Source organism: Sphingopyxis sp. L1A2A (assembly GCF_005502465.1).
Classification (GTDB): Bacteria; Pseudomonadota; Alphaproteobacteria; order Sphingomonadales; family Sphingomonadaceae; genus Sphingopyxis.
The window spans coordinates 1-21174 of the sequence record NZ_SCOT01000040.1; the positions used below are offsets into that span (position 1 = coordinate 1).

At 65.0% G+C, this 21174-nt stretch carries 13 protein-coding genes; 8 read left to right on the forward strand and 5 right to left on the reverse strand.

Annotated elements, in window-relative coordinates; translation table 11 throughout:
- Positions 1-42 precede the first annotated feature (42 nt).
- Genes FFS68_RS15665 through FFS68_RS15675 form a run of 3 tightly spaced genes read left to right on the forward strand, consistent with a single transcriptional unit; the run spans position 43 to position 8135 of the window.
- Positions 43-1869 carry a heme-binding protein gene (locus tag FFS68_RS15665; protein ID WP_137754131.1) on the forward strand — a complete coding sequence of 609 codons (1827 nt, stop codon included), beginning with the start codon at positions 43-45 and terminating at the stop codon, positions 1867-1869.
- 3 nt (positions 1870-1872) lie between these two features.
- Complete coding sequence (locus tag FFS68_RS15670) at positions 1873-3807, forward strand: hypothetical protein (RefSeq protein ID WP_249340196.1); 1935 nt, start codon at positions 1873-1875, stop codon at positions 3805-3807.
- 41 nt (positions 3808-3848) lie between these two features.
- A complete protein-coding gene (locus FFS68_RS15675; RefSeq protein ID WP_249340198.1) occupies positions 3849-8135 on the forward strand; it encodes a hypothetical protein in 4287 nt (1428 codons plus the stop codon).
- A gap of 482 nt (positions 8136-8617) precedes the next feature.
- Here the strand turns inward: FFS68_RS15675 and FFS68_RS15680 are convergent, their stop codons facing one another.
- A complete protein-coding gene (locus FFS68_RS15680; protein WP_137754149.1) occupies positions 8618-10711 on the reverse strand; it encodes a bifunctional (p)ppGpp synthetase/guanosine-3',5'-bis(diphosphate) 3'-pyrophosphohydrolase in 2094 nt (697 codons plus the stop codon).
- Between the two features lie 127 nt (positions 10712-10838).
- Here FFS68_RS15680 and FFS68_RS15685 point away from each other — a divergent pair, with 127 nt between their 5' ends.
- The 4 genes from FFS68_RS15685 (at position 10839) to FFS68_RS15700 (ending at position 14369) form a co-directional block, all read left to right on the forward strand.
- Complete coding sequence (locus FFS68_RS15685) at positions 10839-11723, forward strand: glycosyltransferase (protein ID WP_137754133.1); 885 nt, start codon at positions 10839-10841, stop codon at positions 11721-11723.
- A 132-nt stretch (positions 11724-11855) separates the two neighbouring features.
- Positions 11856-12377 (forward strand): helix-turn-helix domain-containing protein, encoded by a 522-nt coding sequence (locus FFS68_RS15690; protein WP_137754134.1) that lies wholly within the window; start codon positions 11856-11858, stop codon positions 12375-12377.
- 64 nt (positions 12378-12441) lie between these two features.
- A complete protein-coding gene (locus FFS68_RS15695; RefSeq protein WP_137754135.1) occupies positions 12442-13566 on the forward strand; it encodes a histidine kinase in 1125 nt (374 codons plus the stop codon).
- Positions 13563-14369, forward strand: a complete 807-nt coding sequence (locus FFS68_RS15700; protein ID WP_137754136.1) for a LytTR family DNA-binding domain-containing protein — start codon at positions 13563-13565, stop codon at positions 14367-14369. The genes FFS68_RS15695 and FFS68_RS15700 overlap by 4 nt, the downstream gene beginning before the upstream one ends.
- A 98-nt stretch (positions 14370-14467) precedes the next feature.
- Here FFS68_RS15700 and ribA read toward each other — a convergent pair whose 3' ends face one another.
- From ribA to FFS68_RS15720, 4 genes are all read right to left on the reverse strand, one after another.
- Complete coding sequence (gene ribA / locus FFS68_RS15705; RefSeq protein ID WP_137754137.1) at positions 14468-15535, reverse strand: GTP cyclohydrolase II; 1068 nt, start codon at positions 15533-15535, stop codon at positions 14468-14470.
- The gene (locus tag FFS68_RS15710; protein WP_137754138.1) at positions 15532-16326 is read right to left on the reverse strand and encodes an exodeoxyribonuclease III; all 795 of its coding nucleotides are present in this window, start codon (positions 16324-16326) and stop codon (positions 15532-15534) included. Before FFS68_RS15710 ends, ribA begins: the two co-directional genes overlap by 4 nt.
- 409 nt (positions 16327-16735) lie before the next feature.
- Positions 16736-17380, reverse strand: a complete 645-nt coding sequence (locus tag FFS68_RS15715; RefSeq protein ID WP_137754139.1) for an outer membrane lipoprotein carrier protein LolA — start codon at positions 17378-17380, stop codon at positions 16736-16738.
- A 110-nt stretch (positions 17381-17490) separates the two neighbouring features.
- On the reverse strand, positions 17491-19803 hold the full coding sequence (locus FFS68_RS15720) for a DNA translocase FtsK 4TM domain-containing protein (RefSeq protein ID WP_137754140.1): 2313 nt from the start codon (positions 19801-19803) through the stop codon (positions 17491-17493).
- Between the two features lie 123 nt (positions 19804-19926).
- On the opposite strand from FFS68_RS15720, the gene FFS68_RS15725 reads away from it, so the two are divergent.
- Positions 19927-21168, forward strand: coding sequence for an FAD-dependent monooxygenase (locus FFS68_RS15725; protein WP_137754141.1), 1242 nt, complete (start codon positions 19927-19929; stop codon positions 21166-21168).
- Positions 21169-21174: the final 6 nt, after the last annotated feature.

Below are 21174 nucleotides of genomic sequence, written 5' to 3' on the forward strand. Positions count from 1 at the left end.
CCTTGGCGATCGTGCCGCCCTCGGCGGGGAAGGTCACATTCTGTGCGTCGATGTTCACGCCGTTGGGCGCTGACCACGGCCGATGTCGAGCGCGTGCTCGCACAAGCCATAGCCGAAGCGCAGGCGCGCAGCCTGCCGTCGGTGATCGCGGTGACCGATCGCGTCGGCAATGTGCTGGGCGTGTTCCGCATGACCGGCGCGCGCGCCACCGCGACGACGTCCGCAGCGCCCAACGGCGTGAACATCGACGCACAGAATGTGACCTTCCCCGCCGAGGGCGGCGCGATCGCCAAGGCGGTGACCGGCGCCTATCTGTCGAGCGGCGGCAACGCCTTTTCGACCCGCACCGCCAGCCAGATCGTCCAGGAACATTTCCCGCCCGCGCCGACCACCGTCGGATTAGAGAGCGGCCCGCTGTTCGGGGTGCAGTTCAGTCAGCTGCCGTGCAGCGACCTGTCGGCGCGCTTTGGCGCCGTGGGCGGCGCGGCGCTGATCGGCCCGAAACGCTCGCCGCTCGGCCTCGCCGCCGATCCCGGCGGGCTGCCGCTGTACAAGAACGGCGTGCTGGTTGGCGGCATCGGGGTGATGGGCGATGGGGTTTATGGCAGCGATCCCAATATCCTCGACATCGACAACGACGCCGAGGAATTCATCGCGCTGGCGGGAACGCGCGGGTTCGAGGCACCATCGACGATCACCGCCGACAAAATCACCGTTGACGGGACCAGCTTGCGCTTTTCCGACGCGACTTTCGCCGGGGTGATGTCCAGCGGCAGCGCGAGCTTTGCCAGCCTGAACGGCAGCGCGGGCAATCTGGTCGCGGTGATCGGCTATGCCAATGCCGCGGTGACCGCGGGGATCGCCTATGGCAGCGAAGCGTCGGGAATCCGCGCATCGACCGCGGCCGAATTTTCAAACCGCGATGCCTTTGTGCTGACCAACGGCAGCGGGACAAACCGCTATCCGCTGCGCGCCGGAACCGACGGCGCGACCAACAGCGCGCCGCTGACGCAGGCCGAGGCGCGCGCGGTGCTGGAAGAAGCCTTCACCGTGATGAGCCGCGCGCGCGCGCAGATCCGCCGCCCGCTCGACAGCCGCGCGCAGGTGACGATCAGCATCGTCGACACCCATGGATCGGTGCTGGGCATCGTGCGGTCGCCCGACGCGCCGATTTTCGGCACCGATGTGTCGTTGCAAAAAGCACGCACCGCGGCGTTTTTCTCCGGCGCGCAGGCCGCGACCGAGCTCAGCGCCAACGCCAGCGCCGACATCCGCCAATTCGTCCCCGCGACGCGCAGCTTCCTGAACGACCCGGTGGCGCTGACCGGCACGGTCGCTTATGCCGACCGCGCGATCGGCAATCTTGCGCGCCCCTATTTCCCCGATGGCGAGGTCGGGCGGCCGCACGGCCCGCTGTCGCGCCCGATCGCGCAGTTCAATCCCTTCTCGACCGGACTGCAATCGGCGCTGATCATCGGCAATCTCGGCGCGCATCTGGGGTTCGTTTCGGGCGCCAGCCCGACCGATACTCCGGCGCGCTGCACGACCCTGCCCGACGTCGCGGCGGGGCAGAACCGGCTCCAGAACGGCATCCAGATTTTCCCCGGATCGGTGCCCATCTATCGCGGCAACCAGCTGGTCGGTGCGATCGGCGTGTCGGGCGACGGCATCGATCAGGACGACATGATCAGCTTCCTGGGCGCGCATAATGGCGGCGCGCGCGTCGGCGGCATCGGCAATGCGCCCAAACCGCTGCGGTCGGACAATGTTGTCGTCAACGTCGGCGCCGGAGTGCGGCTGCGCTACATCAGCTGCCCCTTTGCGCCGTTCCTCGACTCGTCGAGCCAAAATGTCTGCGACGGGCTTTAGGTGATGATGGCGGGGGGCAGCCTTTGGCCGATCATCGCCAGCCTCGCGGCGCAGGGCGCGCCGGGGGGCGAGGTGACGCCGCCACCGCCCGCGCCAGATGATCCGACCGTCGGCGGCGACGCCGCGACCGCGCCGCAGCCGGCCGTCGAGGAATTGACCCCGCCGCCGCCGCCGGTCGACTGGCAGGACATGATCAAGGACGATCTGGTCACCCAGATCATCGAGGGTCGCCGTCGCCCCGGCTATCGCCCCGACCTGCCCGATGCGTTGACGCAGGACAATGTCGGCGCGCTGCGCCCGCCGCCGCCACAGGCGTTTCCCGGGATGGAGGATCAATTGCCGGTCCCCGATCGCTGGCGGCTGATCGAGAGCCTGGGGGTGGTCAAGGAACGCTGGTTCGATCCCTATCACCAGAACACCTACAAGGGCGACCGCGCGATCGACCGCAGCAAAGTGCCATGGTTGCCGATCAAGGGCGACGACTGGTTCATCGTCGCCAATGCGGTGTCCGACACGGTGTTCGAACCGCGCACCTTCCCGATCCCGGTCGGCGTCCAGACCACCGAGCGGCCGGGCAGCCTCGATGTGTTCGGCAAGGACCGCAGCTTTGTGTTCGCGCAGACCTTCATTGTCGGCGCGGCGCTGATCAAGGGGTCGACCGCATTCAAGCCGCCCGACATCGAATATCGCGTCACCTTCGCTTATCAGGCCAATTATGTCGACGCCCCCGAACGCCGCGTGCTCGACGTGCGCCCGTCGAAGGCGAGCCATCGTTATGACTCGTTCCTGGGGGTGCAGGAATTGTTCGTCGACAAGCATCTGGGTAACACGTCGGACCGCTATGATTTTTACTCGGTGCGGCTTGGTATCCAGCCGTTTCAGAGCGATTTCCGCGGCTTCCTGTTCAACGACAGCCAGCTTGGCATCCGCCTGTTCGGCAATCGCGACAACAATCGTTTCCAATATAATTTCGCGGCCTTCTGGCGGCTCGAAAAGGACACCAATTCGGGTCTGAACGACATCACCCAGACCCCGCGCGACGATTTCATCCTGACCGCCAACCTCTATCGCCAGGATTTCCCGTTTGTCGGGCTGACCAGTCAGGTCAGCGTGACCTACAACATGAACCGCGAAAAAAATGACGTGCAGATCGACCACAACGGCTTTCCGGTGCGTCCGGCGCTGCTTGGCGACCTGCGCGGGCGCGAATATGATGTTGTTTATCTGGGTTACAGCGCCGACGGGCGGATCGGGCGGATCAACCTGACCGCGAGCTTCTATGCCGCGCTGGGTGAGGACCGGAACAGTTTCTTCACCAGCAAGCCCGCGCAAATCCGCGCGGGCTTTGGCGCCGTCGAACTCAGCTACGACTATGACTGGATGCGCTTCCGCCTGTCGGGGCTCTATGCGACCGGCGACGGCGACCCGTATAACAACACCGAAGGCGGCTTTGACGCGATCTTTGAAAACCCGATCTTCGGCGGCGCCGACACCAGCTACTGGATTCGCCAGACGATCCCCTTCGCGGGCGGCGGCCGCGTCATTTCGATCAACGGCCGCAACGGCATTCTCAATTCGCTGCGCTCGTCGAAGGAAGAAGGGCAGTCGAATTTCAACAATCCGGGCACGGTGTTTGTCGGCGCGGGCGCCGATTTCGACCTGACCCCCGAGTTTCGCGTCAGCGCCAATGCCAATCATCTGTGGTTCGCCGACACGTCGAGCCTGCAGGCGCTGCGCACCGAAGGATCGATTCCCAGGGACATCGGTTTCGACCTGTCGGTCGCGACGATCTGGCGGCCAAAGGCGACGCAGAATATCGTCGGGCGGCTCAGCGGCGCGGTGCTGCTGCCCGGCAAAGGGTTCAAGGATCTGTTCGATAACAAGCAGAAGAACGACGCCTATGTGTCGATCCTCGCCAATGTGATTTTGAGTTTTTGATGATGATGCGCAAACTCTTTGCCCTGCTGGCCTTCATCGCGATGTGCGCCGCTTTTGGCGCCAGCGTCGGACGCGCTGCCGAGGAAGAAAAACCGCTCAAGATCACCTATCGCTTCACCCCGCCCGCCCCGCGCGAACAGACCGAAGCCGATGTCAGCACCAAGTCGGAGGGCTGCTACAGCTGCCACACGCGCACCGACCAGCCGTCGATGCACGCGACCCCCGCGGTGCGATTGGGCTGCACCGACTGCCACGGCGGCGACGCGAGCCAGGTCGGCACCCCGTCGCTCGGCTACACCCATGCCACCAACAAGGCGGTGATGGCGCTCGCGCATCCGCAACCGACCTTGCCCGGCGCCTGGCACGACAGCTCGGCGAACCCGCAGCGCAGCTATACCTTGCTCAACAAGGAATCGCCCGAATTCATCCGCTTCGTGAATCCCAGCGATTACCGCGTCGCGCGCGAGGCGTGCGGCGCGTGCCACCTCGAAGTGATCGAGGCGACCGAACGCTCGCTGATGTCGACCTCGGCGATGCTGTGGGGCGGGGCGGCGTATAACAACGGCATCGTGCCGTATAAGAATTATGTGTTCGGCGAGGCTTATACGCGCACCGGCAAGCCCGCCTGCATATTGTCGCCATCGTCGCGGCTGACCGCTGAGGAATATAAGGAGGCGTGCAAGCCCGAGTTCGGTTTCGACAAGATCCTGACCGATGAGGAGAAAAAGCGTGGCGCGCTCGCCAAAATGTACCCTTTGCCGCGGTGGAGCGTCATCCCGCCGGGCGACGTGTTCCGCGTCTTCGAGCGCGGCGGGCGCAACATCGCGACGCAATTCCCGGAAATCGGCCTGCCCAACCCGACGGGCAGCATCCAGCGGCTCGAGGAGCCCGGGCGTCCCGACCTCAAACAGTCGAACCGCGGCCCCGGCACCGGGCTGCGCGTCGCGATCCCGGTGCTCAACATTCACAAGACGCGCCTCAACGATCCGCTGATGTGGTTCATGGGGACCAACGACCAGCCGGGCGATTATCGCCATTCGGGCTGTTCGGGCTGCCACGTCGTCTATGCCAACGACCGCGAACCGCGCCACAGCCTGACCTATGCTAAATATGGCCGCGACGGCGAAACCGACACCGTCGATCCGACGATCCGCGACAAATTGTGGATCGGCGCGGGCGATCATGGCGCCGAGAAAAAGCCCGCTGGCGGCGGTCATTCGGATGCGTCGCATATGGCCCCCGACGACGGCTTTGTCGGCGGGACCGGACATGGCGGGTTGATCGACCCTGCCGCCGCGACCGCCGGGGCGCCGCAGCGCGAACCGCGCCCACGCCGCGAATCGGGGCATCCGATCAGCCACGCCTTCACCCGCGCGATCCCGACCTCGCAGTGCATGACGTGCCACATGCACCAGCCGAACATCTTCCTGAACTCGTACCTCGGCTACACGATGTGGGATTATGAATCCGACGCGCCGCAGATGTGGCCGGGACCAGATAACACCGCACCGCGCCCGCCGGGGATGAGCGACGAAGAGTATCAGAAGACATACAAGCAGCAGCGCTATCCGACCGCGGCCGAGGCGCATGCGGTGCTCGAACGCAACCCCGAGGCCGCGGCAACGCGCGGGCTGTGGGCCGATGTCGAATTTCTGCGCGACGTCTATGATGTCAACGACAGCAACAAGGACACCCAGTTCGCCGATTATCACGGCCATGGCTGGAATTTCCGCGGTATCTTCAAGCGCGACCGGACCGGCAATCTGCTGAACGCCGACGGCAATATGGCAACCTATGGCACCGACACCGCGAACATCATCGACCCCAAGGATCCCGAAAAATGGCGCAAAAGCTGTAGCCATTACACCGATCCCAAGGAGCGCGACCTGTGTCTGGCGAGCGCCGATCCCGGCAAGCCGGGCGTCGAAGGCAAATTCGTGCCTCCCGGCATCAACCCCGGCAAGTCGGTCCATATGATGGACATTCACGCCGAAAAGGGCCTGCAATGCGCCGATTGCCACTTCGCGCAGGACAGCCATGGCAATGGCTATATCCAGGGCGAAGTCGCCAACGCGGTCGAAATCAGCTGCAAGGATTGCCACGGCACCGCCGACGCGTTTCCGAACCTGCTAACATCGAACGTCGCGGCGCGGCCGCAGGGCAATAATCTCGCGCTGCTGCGCAACCCCGATGGGCGCCGCCGCTTTGAATTCCAGTATAATGACGATGCCGAGGTGATCGGGCTGATCCAGCGCTCGATCGTCGATCCCAAGCTCGAATGGCAGGTCAGTCTGGTCAAGCAGGCGGTGACCCCGGGACCGCATTTCAACGCCAAGGCAGCGCGTGCCAAACTGATGGCGCGGGCGGGTAGCGACGACGGCAAATATGAATGGGGACCGGGGGTCGCCAAGGAAGACCGCGCGCATGGCGACGACAAGCTGACCTGTTTCACCTGCCACCTGTCGTGGACGACGAGTTGCGGCGGCTGCCATTTGCCGATCGAGGCCAATTGGAAGACCAAGATGCACCATTTCGAGGGCGAGGAGACGCGCAATTTCGCCACTTACAATCCGCAGGTGGCGCGCGACGAGATGTTCCAGCTCGGCCGCCATCAGCTGACCAAGCCCGGCGAGCCGGGTCCGAACGGCGAAGTGCGCGGCATCATCACCCCAGTGCGCTCGACCTCGGCGCTGATCCTGTCGTCGACCAACATCAACCGCGAACGCATCTATGTGCAGCAGCCGCCGATTTCGTCGGCGGGCTATTCGAGTCAGGCCTTTGCCCCGCATTTCCCGCACACGGTGCGGCGTTCCGAAACCAAACAGTGCAGCGACTGCCATGTTTCGGCGACCGACGATAATAATGCGATCATGGCGCAGCTGAACCTGCTCGGCACCAACTTCGTCAACTTCGTCGGCCTCAACGTCTGGTCCGGGATGGAGGATGGCTTCCAGGCCACCCGCGTTACCGAATGGGACGAGCCGCAGGCGGTGATCGGCAGCTACCTCCACAAATATAGCTATCCCGATTTTTGGAAGCTGCACGTCGATCAGAACGGCCGCGAGCTCAAGAAATGGGTGCGCGGCAAGACCTTCGACAAACAGGGCTCGGGCGAGACGCAGGCGCTCGAAGAGTTCGAGAATATCGTTCAGGACACCAGCGGCCGGGTGAACTGCCTGCAACAGCGCGGCGAATATATGTTCGTCGCCGAGGGCAAGGGCGGGTTCCGCATCTATGACGTCGCGTCAATCGGCAACAAGGGTTTCTCCGAACGCATCGTCCGCGCGCCCTTCTCGGCGCTCGGCCACGATACGCACGTGAAGACGAAGAATGCCACCTGCATGGCGATTGCGACGACGCAGCCGATCAGCGTCAGCCGCAACGAAAATATCGTCAAGAATTTCCCCGAAAACCACGAACAGGTGATGCACGACATCTACCGCTACGCCGTCATCACCGACAGCGTCGAGGGGCTGGTGCTGGTCGACATCGACACGATGGCCGACGGCGAATTCCGCAACAACAAGCTGACCCGCGCGCTGACGTGGAACGCGGGCAACGTGCTGGCGGGGGCGCGGCATGTGACGCTCGCGGGCAGCATCGCTTATATCACCACCGATGCGGGGCTGGTCGTGCTCGACCTGTCGACGCCGCTTGCCCCCAAGGTCACCGCGCAGCTGCCGCTGACCGACGCGCGCGCCAGCGCGGTGCAGTTCCGCTATCTGTGGGTCACCGATGCCGAGGGGGTGAAGCTGTTCGACGTCACCAATCTGGCGCAGCCGGTCGCGGTGCCCGCAGGCACGGTTCCACTCGCCAATGCGCGCAAAATCTATCTGGCGCGCACCTATATGTATGTCGCGGCCAAGGCCGACGGGCTGGTCATCGTCGATGTGACGCGCCCCGCGGCGCCGATCGTCTGGCCGGGGCTGACCTTTGGCGGCGCAATGACCGACGCCGAGGACGTCATCGTCGCATCGACCAATGCGTCGCTGTTCGGTTATGTCGCCGACGGGCGCGGCGGCATCAAGGTGATCCAGCTGACCAGCCCCGACAATCCGGGCCTCTATGGCTTCTCGCCGAAACCGACCCCCGAATTGATCGCCTGGGCCAAGACCCCGTCGCCCGCGCTGGCGCTGTCGAAAGGCCTCGACCGCGACCGCGCGGTCGACGAGACCGGCGGCCAGATGGCAGTGTTCGGGCGGCTCGGTTCGCGCCCGTTCACCCGGCCCGAGATGGAGAAGCTGTTCCTCAACAGCAAGGGGCTGGTGTACAAGGTCCGCGACGAGGTCGATCAAAGCGGCTGGCGGCCGCCGCTGTACGCGAATTGATGGCTAAGGCAGTTTTCGACCGATAGCGGTCTTAAGCAATCCTCCCCATCGACTTGCGATGGGGAGGTGGCAGCCCGTAGGGCTGACGGAGGGGCTGCGACGTTGCTGCCCCTCCACCACCGCTTCGCGGCGGTCCCCCTCCCCATCGCAAGTCGATGGGGAGGATATGCAATGTCCACTTCCCACCCCAAAGCCGCCATCCGCAGCTAAAAAACGCTGTCCTACATTATTCCGCTGTGCCAGCCTTCATAGCAGCTCTTTCAATATGTGGAAAAACGGTCAGCGCCCGGCTTACGGATACACCCAGGATTCGGGCGCAGCCTGTTCGCCCGGCGTGACAAATGCGGCGTTGCACCAGGCTGAACTTTACTGAACTTTGGCACGATGGCCGGTCCATGCGCCGACCGGACCGCAGCCCCGGCCCGGGATAACCGAAAACGGCAATGGCTCTCGCCACCCCCAAACAGACGCCGCCGTCCCGCCTACTGCCGCTCCGCCTGAACCACGCTGTCCGACGCGCGCAGCGCCGACAAAATTCGCATCACATGATGGACGTCGCGCACTTCGACGACGACGTCATAGGTGTGGAAACCGCCCTCGCGGTTCGATAGCCGCAAATTGGTGATATTCGCCATATTGGCCGCAAGGATGCCTGACATTTCGGCCAGCGTGCCGGGTTCGTTGAGGATCACGATGCACAGCCGGGCATTGCCGCCCTCGCTGTCCTCTTGCCACCGAAGGTCGATCCAGTCGGCATCGACCCCGTCGGCCAGGCTGGGACAGTCGATGACATGGACTTCGATGCCTTCGCCGGGGCGCGCCAGCCCGACGATGCGGTCGCCGGGCACCGGGTGGCAACAATCGGCGAGCTGATAGGCGACCCCGGGGGTCAGCCCGGCGATCGACACCGCGGCGCCTTGTCCGAACTTGCCGGGTTTGGCCTTCATCTCGGCGGTGATGCCGGGGACCAGGGCTTCGAGCACCATATTGTCGGTCAGCCGCTGCTTGGCGATCGCGACATACAATGCGGCGTCGCTGTCGAGCTTGAGCCGGATCAGCGCCGCGGCACGCGCCTTGTCGCCGACCTTGTTCGGCAGGCGCAGCGCAATCTCGTCGTACATCTTGCGGCCGAGCGCCGCGAGCTCGACCTTTTCCTTGGACCGCACATGGCGGCGGATCGCGGCGCGCGCCTTGCCGGTGACCGCAAAGCCCAGCCACGCCGGCTGCGGCTTCTGTTTGTCGGACGACAGGATTTCGACGGTGTCGCCGTTCGCCAGCTGGGTGCGGAGCGGCACCAGGCGGCCGTTGACCTTGGCGCCGACAGTGCGGTCGCCGAGGCCAGTGTGGACGGCATAGGCGAAATCGACCGGCGTCGCGCCCTTCGGCAGCTGGTGCAGGCTGCCCTTGGGGGTGAAGGCAAAGATGCGATCCTGGTACATCGCGATGCGCGTGTTTTCCAGGAACTCCTCGGGATCGTGCGTCTGTTCGAGGATTTCGATCAGGTCGCGGATCCACCCCGCCTGCCCGTCGGGGGCCGATCCGCCTTGCTTATAGGCCCAATGCGCCGCGAAGCCGAATTCGGACTGCTGGTGCATCCCCAGACTGCGGATCTGGATTTCGATCCGCATATTCTGCTGGTGCATGATTGTCGTGTGCAGCGATTTATAACCGTTGCGCTTGGGCGTCGAGATATAGTCCTTGAACCGCCCGGGGACCATTTTCCACTTGCGGTGAAGCAGGCCGAGCGCCGCATAACAGTCGGCGTCGGTCGGGGTGATGATGCGGAACGCGATGATGTCGGTGACCTGTTCGAAACTGACGTGGCGTTCCTGCATCTTGCGCCAGATCGAATAGGGGTGCTTTTCGCGCCCCGACACATCGGCGTCGATGCCGTTTTTGGCCAGCAGCTCCTTGAACTCGCGGCTGATTCCGGCGACCTTATCCTTGCCGCCCGCGGTCAGCTTGGCGAGGCGGCCGGTGATCGTCGCATAGGCTTCGGGCTCAAGCTCGCTGAACGCGAGCAGCTGCATCTCGCGCATATATTCATACATGCCGATCCGCTCGGCGAGCGGCGCATAGATATCCATCGTTTCCTTGGCGATGCGCCGCCGCTTTTCCGGGTTCTGGATGAAATGCAACGTCCGCATATTGTGCAGCCGGTCGGCCAGCTTGACCAGCAGCACGCGGATGTCGTCGGACATCGCGAGCAGGAATTTGCGCAGATTTTCGGCGGCGCGCTCATTTTCGGTCTGCGCCTCGATCTTGCTCAGCTTGGTCACCCCGTCGACCAGGCGGCCGACGTCGGCGCCGAACAACCGCTCGATCTCTTCGGGGGTGGTCAGCGTATCTTCGAGCGTGTCGTGGAGCAGCGCGGTGACGATCGTCTCGCAGTCGAGATGCAGGTCGGTCAAAATCCCCGCAACCTCGACCGGATGGCTGAAATAAGGGTCGCCCGAGGCGCGCTTCTGGCTGCCATGCTTCTGGACGGTGAACACATAGGCGCGATTGAGCAGCGCCTCGTCGACGTCGGGATCATAAGCGCGCACGCGCTCGACAAGTTCATATTGGCGCAGCATCGCGTCCAATGTCGTTCATGTCGGCCCAATTGCAACGTGAAATTTGATTGCGCGGTTCCCCAAGGCGTTAGCAACTTTGGTAAAGGCGATTGGAAGCATCGTTCGTGGCGGGTAGGACAAGCGATTGATGGGGACCGAAGCTCTCGATTCGACCGCGCCGCCGCGGGTGTCGATGGTGATGCCCGTGCACAATGGTGCGCGCTGGCTGGCCGACGCCATTGATTCGGTGCTGGCGCAGGATTTTACCGATTTCGAACTGATCTTGGTCGATGATGCGTCGCGCGACGCATCGCCCGCGATCATGGCCGATGCCGCGGCGCGCGACCCGCGGGTCCGGTTGCTGCGGCTGGACAGCAATGTCGGGCTGCCCGCGGCGCTCAATCACGGCTTTGCGGCGGCGCGCGGCGACCTGCACAGCTGGACGTCGGACGACAATCTATTGCGGCCGCCGATGCTCGGTCGCCTCGTTGCGACGCTTGCCGCGCATCCCGACGCCGACGTCGTCCACGCCGATTTCATGCTGATCGACGAAGCCGGGGTCGAGCTCGGCCGGTCGCGGGTCGGGCCGGTCGAGCGGCTGCTGTACGGCAATAATATCGGCGCTTGCTTCCTTTACCGCGCCCGCGTGACCGAGGCACTCGGCGGCTATGACACCCAGTTGTTCGGGGTCGAGGATTATGATTTCTGGCTGCGCGCTGCGCCGCGCTTTGCCTTCGTCGCGCTGCACGAGGATTTGTACCTCTATCGCAAGCATGGCGGCAGCCTGACGAGCCAGCGCGCCGAACAGATCCAGGCGCTCACCGCGCAAATTGTCGAACGCGCGCTGCCGGCCACGCTGCCCGCGCGCAGTCGCAGCGAAATCCTGCTGGGTCTGGCGCTCCGCAGCAGTCGCCGCTGGCGGCTCGATTTGGTGCGCCGTGCCTTTCGTGCCGATCCTGGGCATGTCGCGGCGCAGTTGCCCGCGCTGGCGCGCTGGTGGCTCGTGATCGCGCGCAACCGGATGACTTCCTGAAGCCTCCGATTGAGCCGGAAGTGGCGGCATCGATGGCCGCGCGTTTGCCGGGCCTGGTTCGCGTTGCGAAATGCAACGCGAACCCCTATATTTTTTTGGCGCGAGGGTCGATTTTACGTTAGGGCTTGGGGCATGGCAAAATTACGCGAACTGCTGAACGACATGGATGGGGGCAATTGCGCCCTGCCGCTGGCGCTGGAAGCGATGGGCGAACGCTGGTCGTTCATGATCCTGCGCGCTGCCTTTAACGGCGTCCATCATTTCGAGGAATTTCAGCAAGAACTGAACATCGCGCGCAACATCCTGTCGAACCGGCTGTCGCGGCTGGTCGATCATGGCATCATGGCGCGCGAAGTGATGACCGAAGACCGCCGCAAGGTGCGCTACCAGCTCACTCAAAAGGGCATCGAGCTGCTTCCCGCGATGATTGCGCTGCGCCAATGGGGCGAAAAATGGGGCGCCGGCGTGCCGTCGACCCCGGTGCTGGTCGATGCCCGCGACGAACAGCCGATCGGGCCGGTGACGCTGACCGCGCATGATGGCCGGGTGATCAATTACAAGGAATTGCTGTGGAAGCACCGCGCCGAACTGCAGCCGCTGGGCCAGGCGCGGGTCCGCGCCGACGCCGGACTGGCGCCGGTGGCCGCCGAATGATCGGCCGCGACGGTTTCCGGCCGCGTGCGCGCGGGCGCTGACCATCGCTACCTTACGGACCCCTATGCCGCTGTTTCGCCTGTCTTCGCCGGGACCGTTTTTCGACAACAAGGTCCGCGCCTTCTGGAACCTGCAGATATTGGGCTGGGCGGCATGGCTCGGTCTGCGCGGGGTGTCGGGTCTGGCCAACGGCCAGCCCTTTACCTTTCTGATCCCGCAGACGATTTCGGCGATCACCGGCTTTTCGCTCTCGCTCATCCTGTCGGTCTGTTATCGCTCGCTGATCAGCCGCCGGCCGCTGCTCATGTGGGGGGTCAGTTTCGGGCTGTCGGGGCTGGCCACGGCCTTGTGGGCGTTTATCGACGCCTGGGTCGCGCAAATCCAGAATCCGAACAGCGAGGCGGGGTTCACCAGCCTGCTGCTTGGCGCAGTCTATATTGATGCGACGTCGCTCGCCGCCTGGTCGGCGCTTTACTTCGCGATCAATTATTTTCTCCAGCTTGAGGAACAGAATGACCGCGTCATCCGGCTCGAGGCGCAGGCGGCGTCGGCGCAGCTGGCGATGCTGCGCTACCAGCTCAACCCGCATTTTCTGTTCAACACGCTGAACAGCATTTCGACGCTGGTGCTGCTCAAACAGTCCGAACCCGCCAATGCCATGCTGTCGCGGCTGTCGGCGTTTCTGCGCTACACGCTGGCCAATGAACCCACCGCGCAGGTCACGCTGGCGCAGGAGATCGAGACGCTGAAGCTCTATCTCGACATTGAAAAGATGCGGTTCGAAGAGCGGCTGCGCCCGCATTTCGCGATCGATCCGCTGGTGGCGCGGGCGCGGCTGCCCTCGCTGTTGCTGCAACCCTTGGTCGAAAACGCCATCAAATATGCGGTCACACCGCAGGAGGACGGCGCCGATATCACGCTGTCCGCACAGCTGGCCGGTCAAAATGTTCGGATTACCGTGTCCGACACCGGCGCGGGATTGCCAGCCGATGGCACGGACCCCACCACAGGCCCTGCAACGGAATCGACCGGCGTGGGTTTAGCCAATATCAGGGACCGTCTGGCGCAGGCTTTTGGCGACCAGCACCGGTTCGATGCCCAACGCGGCGCTGATGGCGGATTCACGGTGATTATCGAGTTTCCGTTTCAGCCCGATGGGCAAATGACGATTGGAACCGAACCGACATGACGATCAGAACCATCCTGGTGGATGATGAAAAACTGGCCACCCAAGGCCTGCAACTGCGGCTTGAGCCGCATGCGGACGTCGAAATCGTCGATACCGCACAAAATGGCCGCGAAGCGATCCGCAAGATCAAGACCCACAAGCCCGACTTGGTGTTTCTCGACATCCAGATGCCTGGGTTTGACGGCTTTTCGGTGATTCAGGGACTGATGGAGGTCGAACCGCCGCTGGTGGTATTCGTCACCGCCTATTCGGACCATGCGATCCGCGCCTTCGAGGCGCAGGCGGTCGATTATCTGGTCAAGCCGGTTGAACCCGAGCGGCTCGCCGATGCGCTCGACCGGGTGCGCCAGCGGCTGACCGAAAAGCGCGGCGTCGCCGAGGTTGAACGATTGAAAACGGTGCTGGCCGAGGTCGCGCCCGATGCCGCCGACGATTATGGCAGCGAAAATGCGCCCGACGCGCATGCCGCCGACCGCTACGAAAAGATGATCAATATCAAGGATCGCGGCCAGATTTTCCGCGTTGACGTCGATAGCATCGAACGCATCGACGCCGCGGGCGACTATATGTGCATCTACACCGCCGACAACAGCCTGATCCTGCGCGAAACGATGAAGGATCTGGAAAAGCGGCTCGACCCGCGCAATTTCCAGCGCGTCCACCGTTCGACGATCGTCAACCTGTCGCAGGTCAAGCAGGTCAAGCCGCACACCAACGGCGAATGCTTCCTGGTGCTGGGATCGGGCGCGCAGGTGAAGGTCAGCCGCAGTTACCGCGACGTGGTGGCAAGGTTCGTGCATTAAAATGGCGTAGCCCCCGCGAAGGCGGGGGCCGCTATCGGCCTATTCTGCCTTGTCGGTATAAACCCGACAACGGCCCCGCCTTCGCGGCGGCGACGTGTTTAAAGCTGGTGCCCGGTCCGGTCGCGCTTTGTCGCGAGATATTGCTCGTTATATTTGTTCGTCGGCAGCGCGAGCGGCAGGCGTTCGACCACCTCGACGCCTTCCTTTTCCAGCCGCGCGACCTTTTCGGGGTTGTTGGTCATCAGCCGGATGCGCGGAATGTTGAGCAAGTCCAGCATCCGCCCGGCAATCGCAAAGTCGCGCGCCTCGACCGGAAAGCCGAGCCGCAGATTGGCGTCGACCGTGTCATAGCCCTGATCCTGCAGCGCATAGGCGCGCAGCTTGTTGACCAGCCCGATGCCGCGCCCCTCCTGCCGCAGGTACAGCAGCACCCCCCATGGCGCGCCCGCCATCGCGTGTAGCGCGGCGTGGAGCTGTGGTCCGCAATCGCATTTCAGGCTGCCGAGCACGTCACCGGTCAGGCATTCGCTGTGCAGGCGCACCACCGGCGGACCCGCGTCACGCTGGCCGATGACCAGCGCGACATGGTCCGACGCTTCTTCGGGGCTTCGGAAAGCGATGATTTCGGCGGTTTCGCTGGCCGCGACGGGCAGGCGCGCGCGCGCCGCGATCTGGAGCCGCGCGGGATCGAGCAGCGCCGCAACGTCGTCGGCGGTGCATAAAGTCTCGGCCTCACCGACAGCTTCGCGGACAAAAAAGGCTGGCAGCAGCCCCGCGTGGCGCGCCATCGTCATCGCGGCGGCGGCGGCGCTTTCGCCGCCCGTCGCGACGGTACGGAACGGTCCTTTCAGCGGATGGGCGAGATCGAGCGCCGGATCGGCAATCGCCAGCGCCGCGGTGACGGTGGCGGCGGCGTTGGCCACTCGCACCGCTCCGGGCGCCGCGGCGGCACGCTGGTTGGTCAGCTTCAGCGTGACCGCCCGTTCGCCCGACAGCAGGACATCGTGACTGGCAAATTCAGCTAGCGCGGCATCGCGCGCGCTTTCGACCGCCAACAGGTCAAGTGCGCCGTCGCTGCCGACGACCCGGAACGGCCAGCCGCGCCGCAGCGCGTCGATCGCGCGCGCCGCCTGACGGGCGCCAAGACCCGTCCGGCTGTCGGTCAAAAGGCGAACTCCGTCACCAGCGGGATATGGTCCGACGGCCGGTCCCAGCTGCGCGCCGGTTGGACGATGCGGTGCGACACCGCTTTTGCCAGCAGGTCGGGGGTTATCCACATATGGTCGAGGCGGCGGCCGCGGTTCGACGCTTCCCAATCCTTGGCGCGGTAGCTCCACCAAGTGAACAGCGGGGTCGGCGCGGCGATGAAATAGCGGCCAAGGTCGACCCAGTTCGACGCTGCCTGCAACCGCGCGAGCGTTTCGACTTCGACCGGGGTGTGGCTGACGACGTCGAGCAGCGCCTTGTGGTTCCACACGTCGCTGGCGAGCGGCGCGACGTTGAAGTCGCCGGTCAGCACCGTGGGCGTGCCGTTCAGCGCCCCCGACCATTCGGTCATGCGGCCAAAGAAATCGAGTTTTTGCCCGAATTTGGGGTTGAGTTCGCGGTCGGGAATGTCGCCGCCCGCGGGGATATAGACATTGTCGAGCCGGACCCCCGACGGCAGGGTCACCCCGACGTGGCGTGCCTCGCCATTCGCCTGCCAGTCATATTTGCGCACCTCGGTCAGCGGCACCTTGCTGACGATCGCGACGCCATGGTGCATGCGCTGGCCGTGGGTGACGATATGCCGATAACCCAGCGACTGGAACATATCCTTGGGAAAGGTGCCGCATTCGACCTTGGTTTCCTGCAGGCACAGAATCTCGGGCGCCTCTTCACGCAGGAATTTTTCGACGATGCCGATGCGGGCGCGGACGCTGTTGATATTCCACGAAGCGATGCTGGTGCGAGTCATGCGGTGGCTCTATCGGGGCGCGTGCGAGGGTGCAACGCCGCGCGGACGAATCTTGCGCTCGGGGAGCGGGCTGGTGCCGCAAAGCCGCGTTGGCGGCAAAAAACGCCGGACAAACTAAACCCCCGTTCCAGGGGCGGTGGAACGGGGGTTCAAGGTCAGCGTTCGTCACGCTCTTGAATGAAGACACCGGACAATCCGGGTGGGGCAACAGGGGGAAACCCAAATCCGGGAGCCGTGTTGGCGTCTTCGAGAGTTGAAATAGCGAGCCTTCCCTGTCGCCAAGCTGAACAAAAATCGGCGGTTCACCGCCAGTTTTGCAGTTCGTCGATGCTGGGCGGCGGTTGGACGGAAAAAGGCCGGGAATTTCTGAAAAAATAATTCCCGGCCTGAATATTCCGTTCAGCTTTGGTCAGCGACCGCGCTTATTCGGGCGCGGATCGGTCCAGCGGAACGCCGAATCGGCGACCGCGACGTTGAATTTCTGGTTGCTGAGATCGATCCGCGTCCGATTGTTCTGCGAATCGAGCGCGACCCAGCCGCGCAGGCGCAGGCCGCCGGGCGCCGCCCCGTCGCGCACAAACACCATCGTGATCGTGCCATATTCGGGGCGCTTCGTATCCTTCACCTCGACGCTCAGCACATCGTCGCTGCCGGTCGGCACGACTTTGGCATATTTGGTCAGGTCGCGATCGGGATCGAGCAGCGCGCCGAGCGGCGAGTTTTTCACCGGCCAGCGCTGCACCTGCCGCACTTCATAGTCGATCATCGTCAGCGAGCTGCCGTCGCCGACGATCAACAGCGGCACCCCCTTTTGATATTGAAAGCGGATCTTGCCGGGGCGCTTGAGGGTCAGCTTGCCCGAAAGACGCTGTCCGTTGCGGTCGGTCTGGACAAAGTCGGCGGTCATCGACCCGGTCGATTTCAGGTGGGACTGCACCGCCGCCAGCGTCGACGACGACTGGGCGATCGCGGGGCCGCCGGTTGCAAGGCCGAGGACCGCGAGCGGGGTCAGCGTCCAGGCGGCAAGGCGGGTGAGGGGCTTTTTCAGGGTCATTGGGTTCTCATTCTGGTTTACTTCGGGCCGTTCCATCGCAGGCGGGCATTGAACCCGCCGTGAACCTGCCGGTTAGACGCCGTTCAAGCCGCGAGGTCGGCAATGGTTCCCTACCGCTGCTGGCCGTACTGGTCGGTGAGCACGTCGCGGCGGCCGACGTGGTTGGGCGGGCTGACCAGCCCCTCCTCCTCCATCCGTTCGATCATCCGCGCGGCGCTATTGTATCCGATCCGCAGCTGGCGTTGCAGCCAGCTGGTCGACGCCTTCTGGCTTTCGACGACGATCTGGCACGCCTTGGCATACATGCGGTCCTCGGCGCTGTCGCCGCCCGCGGGGGCACCTTCCATCGCGAAACCGCCGTCCTCGGGGTCCTCGGTGACGCTGTCGACATAGTCGGGACGGCCCTGGCCGCGCCAGTGATCGGCGACCGCGCGCACCTCGTCGTCGGACACGAAGGGCCCGTGGATACGCGTGATCTGCTTGCCGCCGGGGACGTAGAGCATGTCGCCCTTGCCGAGCAATTGTTCGGCGCCCGCCTCGCCCAAAATGGTGCGGCTGTCGATCTTTGACGTCACGTTGAAGCTGATCCGCGTCGGCAAATTCGCCTTGATGACGCCGGTGATGACGTCGACCGAGGGGCGCTGGGTCGCGAGGATCAGGTGGATGCCCGCGGCGCGCGCCTTCTGGGCGAGCCGCTGGATCAGGAATTCGACCTCCTTGCCCGCGGTCATCATCAAATCGGCAAGTTCGTCGACGACGATGACGATCTGCGGCAGCGGCGCGTAATCGAGCGCCTCCTCCTCATAGATCGGCTGGCCGGTGTCGGGGTCGTAGCCGGTCTGGACGCGGCGGCCCAAGGATTTGCCCTTGGCCAGGGCGCCGCGCACCTTGTCGTTGTAGGACGCGAGGTTGCGGACCGACAGCGACGACATCATCCGGTACCGGTCCTCCATCTGCTCGACCGCCCATTTCAGCGCCCGGATCGCCTTTTTGGGTTCGGTCACGACGGGCGCGAGCAGGTGCGGGATGTCGTCATAGACGCTGAGTTCCAGCATCTTGGGATCGATCATGATCATCTTTACCTGATCGGGGCCAAGGCGATAGAGCAAAGAGAGGATCATCGCGTTGAGCCCGACCGACTTGCCCGATCCGGTCGTACCCGCGATCAGCAGGTGCGGCATCGGCGCCAGGTCGGCGATCATCGGGTCGCCGCTGATATTCTTGCCGAGGATGATCGGCAGCGCGCCGGTCTGATCCTGAAACAGCGCGCTGCCGATGATTTCGTGCAGCACCACCGCCTCGCGGTGCGCGTTGGGCAGCTCGATGCCGATGACGGTGCGCCCGGGGATCGGTGCAATACGCGCCGACAGCGCCGACATGTTGCGCGCGATATCGTCCGCCAGGTTCGACACCCGGCTGGCCTTGGTGCCCGGTGCGGGCTCGAGCTCGTACATGGTGACGACGGGGCCGGGGCGGACCGCGGTGACGACGCCCTTGACCTGAAAATCCTCGAGCACCGATTCGAGCAGGCGGGCGTTGCGCTCCAACCCCGCCTTGTCGATCTGGCCGGTCGGGCCCGGCGGCGGCGGCGCGAGCAGGTCGATCGACGGCAGCTGGTAATTGGTGAACAGCTCGGTCTGCGGCTTGGGCCGAGGTTTCGACGGCGCGGTGCGCTGCGCCGGATCGGCGATCTCGGGCGGCGCGCGGTCGCTCGGCTCGGCGATCGCGCGCGGGCGCACGACGCGCTCCATCAGGTTTGGTGCCCCGGCGCCATCGTCGGCGGGGGGCGCCGGCTCGGCGATGCGGCTGCGCTCGGCGGCGGGCAAGCGGAAGCGTGCCGCCCACCCCTTTTCCAGCCGCAGCGCGCGCCATGCGAGCCACAGCCCGGTGGTGACGAGCAACAGGATGGTGGCGATGCGGATCAGCGCCGCGGCGGGTTCGCCCGCGGCAGCGAACAGCGGCGTGATCGCGCCGCCGATGAGCAGCGCGATGATACCGCCCCAGCCCGCGGGCATCGGGGCGCTGGTGGCCGGCGCCCACAGTTCGGCGCCCAGCCCGACGAGCAGGATGCCGACGAAGCTGTAGGCGAGCTGGCGCGGCCAATAGGGCTGCGCTTCGCCCAGCCACAGCCGCCACGCAAGGAGCCCGAGCAGCGGCAGCAGCAACGCGACCCCAATGCCGCCGATCGACAGGCCCAGATCGGCGAACCACGCGCCGATGCTGCCCATCCAGTTGGCGGCGGTGCCGTCGGCGGCGGTGTTGAGCGCCGCATCGGTGCTGTCATAGGTCGCGAGCGCCAGGGTCAGGAACAAAGTGAACAGGCCGAGCGCCGCCGCCGCGCCGATCACCAGCGATCGCGCGATGCTTTGGCGGAAAACGGTGCGCCAATCGGCCTTCACCGGTGCGCCCTTGCGGCTAGCCATGCTGTCTATGGTCCCCATCAATTCACCACGGCGATATGCACATGCGGCGGACTCGCCGTCAAGCGCGGCCCGGCGCTCGCCCACAGGCTTTCCAACCGCCCTGCCGCGCGCTAGGGCCGGTCCATGAGTGAAACGCTGCGCAGCGATGTCCTGATTTCGGGGGGCGGCTTGGTCGGCCAGGTGCTCGCCCTGGCCCTGTCGCATCATGGCCTGTCGGTCCAGATCGTCGATCCCGCCGACCCGGTGGCGACGATCGCGCCGGGGTTCGACGGCCGCGCGTCGGCGATCGCCAGCGCGACGTGGCAGATGTTCGAGGTGCTGGGAATCGCGCCGCGGCTGGTCGGCCATGGCTGTCCGATCCGCGCGATCAAGGTGGGCGACGGCGCCCCCGACAGCGGGCGCGGCGGCGACCTCGACTTCGTCACCGCCGATGGCGATCCGCCGCTCGGCACGATGGTCGAAAACCGCCAGCTCCGCCTCGCGCTGGCCGCGGCGCTCGCCGATGCGCCGCTGGTGCGGCTGCACATGCCGGCGAGCGTCACCGCGCGCGACGTCGGCGGCCATGGCGTCACGCTGACCCTCGCCGACGGCACAAGGCTTGCCGCGCCGCTGCTGATCGTCGCCGAGGGCCGCCGCTCGCCGACCCGCGACGCGGCGGGGTTCAGCATCGCCAACTGGTCGTACCACCATCATGCGCTGATCGGCGCGGTGGCGCACGAACGGCCGCACGGCCATGTCGCGCACGAAATCTTCTACCCCTCCGGTCCCTTCGCGCTGCTGCCGCTGGTCGACGATGCCGAAGGGCGGCACCGCTCGGCGTTCGTGTGGACGGTCTCCGAAAAGGACGGCCCCGGCTTTGCCAAACTCGGGCCACGCGGTTTCGTCGCCGAATTGCAGAAGCGCGCGGGCGGGGTACTCGGCGCGATGGAGCTCGTCGCGCCGCGCATGACCTATCCGCTGGGGTTTCACCACAGCGCGTCGATCGTCGCGCAGCGCATCGCGCTGGTCGGCGACGCCGCGCACGGCATCCATCCGATCGCCGGACAGGGGCTGAATCTGGGCCTGCGCGACGTCGCGGCACTGACCGAGGTGCTGGTCGAGGGGGCGCGGCTCGGGCTCGACCTGGGCGATGCGGCCTTGCTCGCGCGCTATCAACGCTGGCGCGGGCTCGACAATATGATGGTCAGCCTGGCGACCGACGGGCTCACCCGTCTGTTCGGCATCCCCGGCCGCACCGCCGCCGCGGTGCGCCGCACCGGCCTCGGCGCGGTCCAGCGCATGCCGCTGCTCAAGCGCTTCTTCATGGACGAGGCGCGCGGCGAAGCCGGCGATTTGCCCCGGCTGCTCGCGGGGACGGAGGTCTGAATATCC